General features: G+C 59.0%; 5 protein-coding genes and 2 tRNA genes. 3 read left to right on the forward strand and 4 right to left on the reverse strand.

The features are described 5' to 3' along the window. Nucleotides 1-64 precede the first annotated feature (64 nt). From GC177_09670 to GC177_09680, 3 genes are all read left to right on the forward strand, one after another. On the forward strand, nucleotides 65-1,174 hold the full coding sequence (locus GC177_09670) for an S-(hydroxymethyl)glutathione dehydrogenase/class III alcohol dehydrogenase (protein MBI1276223.1): 1,110 nt from the start codon (nucleotides 65-67) through the stop codon (nucleotides 1,172-1,174). Then, nucleotides 1,174-2,010: an S-formylglutathione hydrolase gene (fghA, locus tag GC177_09675; protein MBI1276224.1), complete on the forward strand. Its 837-nt coding sequence runs from the start codon at nucleotides 1,174-1,176 to the stop codon at nucleotides 2,008-2,010. Before GC177_09670 ends, fghA begins: the two co-directional genes overlap by 1 nt. A gap of 81 nt (nucleotides 2,011-2,091) precedes the next feature. After that, nucleotides 2,092-4,143, forward strand: coding sequence for a hypothetical protein (locus tag GC177_09680; protein MBI1276225.1), 2,052 nt, complete (start codon nucleotides 2,092-2,094; stop codon nucleotides 4,141-4,143). A 5-nt stretch (nucleotides 4,144-4,148) separates the two neighbouring features. Here the strand turns inward: GC177_09680 and GC177_09685 are convergent, their stop codons facing one another. The 4 genes from GC177_09685 to GC177_09700 form a co-directional block, all read right to left on the reverse strand. Then, entirely contained in the window at nucleotides 4,149-4,334 is a 186-nt protein-coding gene (locus GC177_09685; GenBank protein MBI1276226.1) for a DUF4169 family protein, read from the reverse strand. A gap of 594 nt (nucleotides 4,335-4,928) precedes the next feature. Next, a complete protein-coding gene (locus GC177_09690) occupies nucleotides 4,929-5,657 on the reverse strand; it encodes a 5'-methylthioadenosine/S-adenosylhomocysteine nucleosidase (protein ID MBI1276227.1) in 729 nt (242 codons plus the stop codon). A gap of 60 nt (nucleotides 5,658-5,717) precedes the next feature. Beyond that, nucleotides 5,718-5,793: transfer RNA gene (locus GC177_09695), tRNA-Ala, on the reverse strand. 48 nt (nucleotides 5,794-5,841) lie between these two features. Beyond that, nucleotides 5,842-5,918: transfer RNA gene (locus GC177_09700), tRNA-Ile, on the reverse strand. Nucleotides 5,919-6,000: the final 82 nt, after the last annotated feature.

Below are 6,000 nucleotides of genomic sequence, written 5' to 3' on the forward strand. Positions count from 1 at the left end.
GAGGGACGGTTTGCACGATTTTGCCCTGAACGAATTGCCCGACATACACGAATTGGAGTGACGCATGAAATCACGCGCGGCGGTGGCCTTCGCACCCGGTAAGCCTTTGGAGATTGTGGAAGTGGATGTGGCGCCACCACAAAAGGGCGAGGTGCTGGTGAAGATTACGCATACGGGCGTGTGCCATACGGATGCGTTTACGCTGAGCGGTGAAGACCCGGAAGGGATTTTCCCGGCCATCCTCGGTCATGAGGGCGGCGGCGTGGTGGTGGAAGTGGGCGAAGGCGTCACTAGCCTGAAAGCGGGAGACCACGTGATTCCGCTATACACGGCGGAGTGCCGCGAGTGCAAATTCTGCACATCCGGCAAGACGAATTTGTGCCAGAAAATCCGCGCTACGCAGGGCAAGGGGCTGATGCCGGACGGGACGACGCGGTTCTCCTATCAGGGCAAGCCGATTTATCATTACATGGGCACAAGCACCTTCAGCGAATACACGGTGGTGCCGGAAATCTCGCTGGCGAAAATCAACCAGGCCGCACCGCTTGAAAAAGTGTGCCTGCTGGGCTGCGGCGTGACCACCGGCATTGGCGCGGTGCATAACACGGCCAAGGTGAAGGCGGGCGATACGGTCGCCGTGTTCGGCCTTGGCGGCATCGGGCTGGCGGTGATTCAGGGTGCGAAACAGGCGAAGGCCGGGCGGATCATTGCCATCGACATCAACCCCGACAAGTTCGCGCTCGCGCGGCAGATGGGGGCGACGGATTGCATCAACCCCAGTGATCATGCCAGGCCGATTCAGGAGGTGATTGTGGAGATGACCGATGGCGGCGTGGATTTCAGTTTTGAGTGCATCGGCAATGTGGGTGTGATGCGCGCGGCGCTGGAATGCTGCCACAAGGGCTGGGGCGAGAGCATCATCATCGGCGTGGCGGGCGCAGGGCAGGAAATTTCCACGCGTCCCTTCCAGCTGGTGACGGGCCGCGTGTGGCGGGGCAGCGCCTTCGGCGGTGTGCGCGGGCGCACGGAACTGCCGGGTATGGTGGAAGATGCGATGCAAGGCAAAATCGCACTGGACCCGTTCATCACGCACACGATGCCGCTTGAGCGCATCAATGAGGCGTTCGACCTGATGCATGAGGGAAAATCCATCCGCACGGTGATTCATTTCTAATGGAACGGATCGAGCAACATGCCAGTTTCGGCGGCAGCCAGGAAGTGTGGAAGCATGCATCCGCCACGTTGAAGTGCGACATGCGGTTTGCGGTGTATCTGCCGCCGCAGGTGAAGGATGGCCCCTGCCCTGTGCTGTACTGGCTTTCCGGCCTGACCTGCACCGAGCAGAATTTCATCACCAAATCCGGCGTGCAGCAATTTGCCGCGCAACATGGCATCATCGTGGTAGCGCCGGATACCAGCCCGCGTGGGGAGGATGTCGCCAACGACGCGGCCTATGACCTGGGACAAGGCGCGGGGTTTTACCTCAATGCCACGCAAGAGCCGTGGGCAAAGCATTTTCAGATGTTCGACTACGTGACGCGGGAACTGCCGGACCTGGTGGAGCAGCATTTTGCCGCCAGCGATGCGCGGAGCATCAGCGGGCATTCGATGGGTGGGCATGGGGCACTGGTGTGTGCGCTGAAGATGCCAGGGTTTTACCGTAGCGTTTCGGCCTTCTCCCCTATTGCCGCGCCAACACAAGTACAGTGGGGAGAGAAGGCCTTCACGCATTACCTGGGTGAAGACCGCAATGCCTGGCTGGAATGGGACAGCTGCGCCCTGTTGCAGCGCGCGACGAACAAGCTGACGCTGCTGGTGGACCAGGGTAGTGCGGATGAATTTTTAGCCAACCAGTTGAAGCCTGAATTGCTGCGTGAAGCGGCGACGTTGGGGGGCCATAAGCTGATGCTCCGCATGCAGGATGGCTATGACCATAGCTATTATTTCATCTCGAGCTTCATGGGCGAGCATGTGGCGTTTCATGCGGAAGCACTGCTGAAGCCGCTTTAAAGGCGGGGTTTTCCCGTTTTAATCAAATTATTAACATTAATACGTTAATGTTTCCGGTGATTCTTCATTGGGAATATGCGGATGGGCGAGCCCGAGACCCAGTCACGTTATGCGTTTGCGATTGTGTCCCAACCTATTGGGATATTTACCATTTCGCACCGGCACAGCTTTGGTGTGCTGATTGAGTACAAGCCCGATGGCGAGATGGTGATGAACCCCGTGGAGTATGAGGGGGCGCTTTATTATAACCGGCCGGAATATAATGTTTCCCAGCAGAATATCGACATTGCGATGTCGGCTGAGAAATGTGAGAAGGACGCCCAGTTTACCAAACAGCAGATCGCAGAATTGCGCGCCAAGGCGCCCCCGGATGATCCTGATTCGATCCCCGCGAGGAATGACGCCATTTACCTGGAGTATCTGGTGCAGGAGGAGGTTATTCTCGACAGGTTGTATGAGGCGCATCGGCGGGTACTGGCCATGGGCGATGACGGAGACGAAAAGGCCACGGCACAGGCTGATCTGGCAGCGTTGCAGAATGAATATATCTTGGCGAAGCGGCATGTGTGGGGACGGTATGAGGGTGACAGCATCATGCTTATGCCGTGCAGCAAGGAGCAGGCCCAGTTCATCCGCGATTCGCTGGATAATATCTGGGTGGAACATCAGCATATAGGGCCGAAGAAAACGCCCAATGTGATGGATAAGGAAGACAGCCTGACCCTGACCATGCCGGGGGTGCAGCCCTATTATTTCGGCGGGCGGCAGCGTGTGTATTACAAGCGCGAGGATGAAATACGCGGACAGGCGCCCGTGGATTTTGCGGGAGAACCGGTTGCCAACCCTGTTTACCTCCACCCTTATGCCATGCAGACCAAGGGGTATGATGATTCCAACATGGTGGACCACAACCCGGTGACACCTGATGAGCATGGGCGGGAGGCGGGTTCCAAGCCTGCGATGAATTATGATGGAACACCGCAGCCATTGACGCGTCCCGTGCTGGTGAAGGGCTACGATGGACAAACTAAAGTGCGTCATGAGCCGGTGCTTGATGCCGATGGCGCGCCGATTATGGCGGAGGAACACAGCATCACGCGCGTGGCGACCAACTGCGAAAGCTGGGTGGTAAATGTCGCGCAGCAAGCGGGGCTGCCCATTCCAAACGCCATCGGTACCATGGGGGTTTCGGGCGAGGCATTTACCTCCACCGATATGGCGGGGATGATCAAACGCCGCATCAAGGGCGGGGTAGAGCATGGCACGGCGGAAGTGGACATGGCGTTTGCCGTAAAGGCGCAATATTCCGAACGGCAGGTGGAGGCCACCGTGATTCGCTCACGCGTGCGGCACGGGGCGGGCGTGCTGTATGTGACCGGGACGGATAACCTGATGTTGCGTGAGGTTTTGGAACACGCGGTGGAAGGGGATGGGCGGCTGATTGACCACCTGTTTGATACGGTGCCGATGGTTGATGCGGGAAAACACCGTGTGCCGGAGGATTATGGCATCACGCAACTGGCACTGGCCGAAGATGGCAGAGGGCTGGAACTCAGCGAAGCGGAGCAGGTGTTTCTGGAAGGGATGAACCACCTGACGCCGGAACAGCAGGAGAAGGCAGCATCCTTCTGGCCGCCGCCGGACCTGCGGCAGCCGGAAAAGCCGCTCGAAGAAATATTGGAAGAAATGGTGGGGGAAGCCGAGTCGGAGCCTCCGGCAGAGGTGGCACCAGAAGAAATGAAAGCGATCGCGGCACTGGTGGAAGCTGTGCCGATTGACACATTACGAGGGCGGATGGTTTCCGACCGGGCATTTGCATGGGCGCAGCAGGTGGGCGCCGGAGAAATCCATCAGGGCGTGTTTCAGCAGGTGCTGCATTTTGCGCCTGAACAGGGCGAGGCTCTGACGACATTGGCCGGGGCGATTGAACGCGCGAGAAAAGACAGGCCGGGCAGCGTGTACCGGATAAGCCATGATGAGCAGGGGCGGTTTGTACTTTGCTGCCGGGAGGATAAGCTCGGCATGTTTGCAGAGGCGTTTGTGCGGATGGCGGATATCCTGCCGCAGGTCGGCAGTATTGAGGAAGCCGCGCAGCAGGCGGCGACGGATGCGGCAAACGGCCTTAGCCTGTAGGCGGGCTATTCTTCGTCCGTCTCGCGTTTGTGGCTTTCCAGCTTTTGTTTAGCCTGGGTGTCGAGCCGTTTTTCCTTCTGCTTCTCGGCTTTGGTGCGGCCGAATTTGACGCGGTTCTCGGCGGCTTTTTTCTCTTTCTCCACGCGGGCTTTGGCTTTGCGACGCTGCTTCAGGTTGATGATGTCGCTCACAGGGAATCTCCCTTTCCACGGTGCCTTTGCCACCGGCAAGGGCATGGATCATGGCGCAGTTGAGCTGGCCGCCCATTTGCGTGCGCATCATCAGGTAAAGCTGCTCGGTCATGTTCACCTGTTTCTGCCAATTCTCACCCATGCCGCGTCGGAGGGATTCGGGTGTGTCCAGCTTCCAGCCGCCCGCTTCCTGCGTGAAGACGAGGCGCATGATGCGCGGTTTCTCATTCTGCGTGACGCGGGCGCGCACCACCACGGCGTTTCCTTCGGCTTCCTGGGAAACATAGGTTGCGTCTTTGGGCAGGCAGCGAAGCAGGCCATAAGAGGCAAAACGGTCATAAAGTGGCAGCGAGTCGGATGTCTGCACGGTGCGGCAGGTCTGCACATCCTCGGTTTGTACGCAGCGGGTGAGCTGGTTGAATGCGTCCTGAGGCGTGGCGGCCGCGTGCGCGGGCAGCGCCGCTCCCAGTGAAAGCAGCGTAATGCCTATGCGCAGCAAGAATGATCGATGTGCCATACGGCCTCCTTTTATCCGCTGTTTTGCCACGTTTCGTATCAATGCAATATAGGCATTTTCGGGCGGAACCGCAATTTCTAGGCAGCCAGCGTGCCTTGCCGGACCGGCGAGAAGGAGGCGTGCTCCGCCGTCCAATGCGCGGGCATCTGGCAGAGTGATGGTTTGGTGAGCTCACTCTGCGCCAACATGTCTTTTATGTGGGTTATCATCCCCGCGAGACGCCGGTCGATGGCGGGCAACAGTTCGGTCCATTCCAGCAGCTTGCCGGTCAGCGGGGTTTTGCCGTCGCTGATGCCCTTGAGGCCGATGAGGGGAAGGCCGAAGCGCATGGCCACCTCGTTAAGGGCGGCATATTCCATTTCCGCCATGTCGGCACGGATGGGCGCATAATCGCTGACGACATTGGCGCCCGTGCTGCAGGAGGCTGACGGGATGCCGGGCAGGATGGCCGCCTTATGGATGACGGCCGGATGCGGACTGAAGGGGGTGGTGCCTTTCTCGAAGCCGAAGGCGGAGGCGTCCATGTCGCGGTAGGCGCAACTGGAGACGCGGTAGACGCCGCCCTGCTCCAATGTCGCGCTTCCGGCGGAGCCAAGGTTGAGAATGACATCCGGGCGACGGGAGAAAGAAAGCGCGGCCAGGGCGTGCGTCAATGTCATCGCCGCCATAATCGGCCCCACCCCGGTGATGAGCGGTCTGATGCCCAGTTGCTTGAGCGCAGCGCCATATTCAAGGTCGGTTGCCATGACGACGAGGGCGGTGACATCCGGCGCGAGGGGGTAGAGATGGTCACTGTAATGCGTCATACGCTCCCCCGCATGGATTGGTACAACGACAAAAGGCGGCACAAGGCCGCCCGTTATTGTTGGTGGAGGTAGACGGGATCGAACCGACGACCCCCTGCTTGCAAAGCAGGTGCTCTCCCAGCTGAGCTATACCCCCACGCGAACAATCATAAGCCTGTATAGGCCTTTCCGAAATTCTCTGCAATGGTGGGCATGGGAGGAGTTGAACCTCCGACCTCACGCTTATCAGGCGTGCGCTCTAACCACCTGAGCTACAAGCCCTTACCCCCTATGGCCGCTACGTCAACAGCAGGGCTCAAGGATAAAGAGCCACGGTTCTAGGCCGCCTTGGCCTAAAAGTCAA

The organism is bacterium (assembly GCA_016124905.1).
Taxonomy (GTDB): domain Bacteria; phylum Pseudomonadota; class Alphaproteobacteria; order Rickettsiales; family RI-342; genus RI-342.

Bases quoted from the DNA above. Each gene is read 5' to 3' on its own strand.
- GC177_09670 (MBI1276223.1), top strand. From the start codon at position 65: ATGAAATCACGCGCGGCGGTGGCCTTCGCACCCGGTAAGCCTTTGGAG.
- GC177_09680 (MBI1276225.1), top strand. From the start codon at position 2,092: ATGGGCGAGCCCGAGACCCAGTCACGTTATGCGTTTGCGATTGTGTCC.
- fghA (MBI1276224.1), top strand. From the start codon at position 1,174: ATGGAACGGATCGAGCAACATGCCAGTTTCGGCGGCAGCCAGGAAGTG.
- GC177_09690 (MBI1276227.1), bottom strand. From the start codon at position 5,657: ATGACGCATTACAGTGACCATCTCTACCCCCTCGCGCCGGATGTCACC.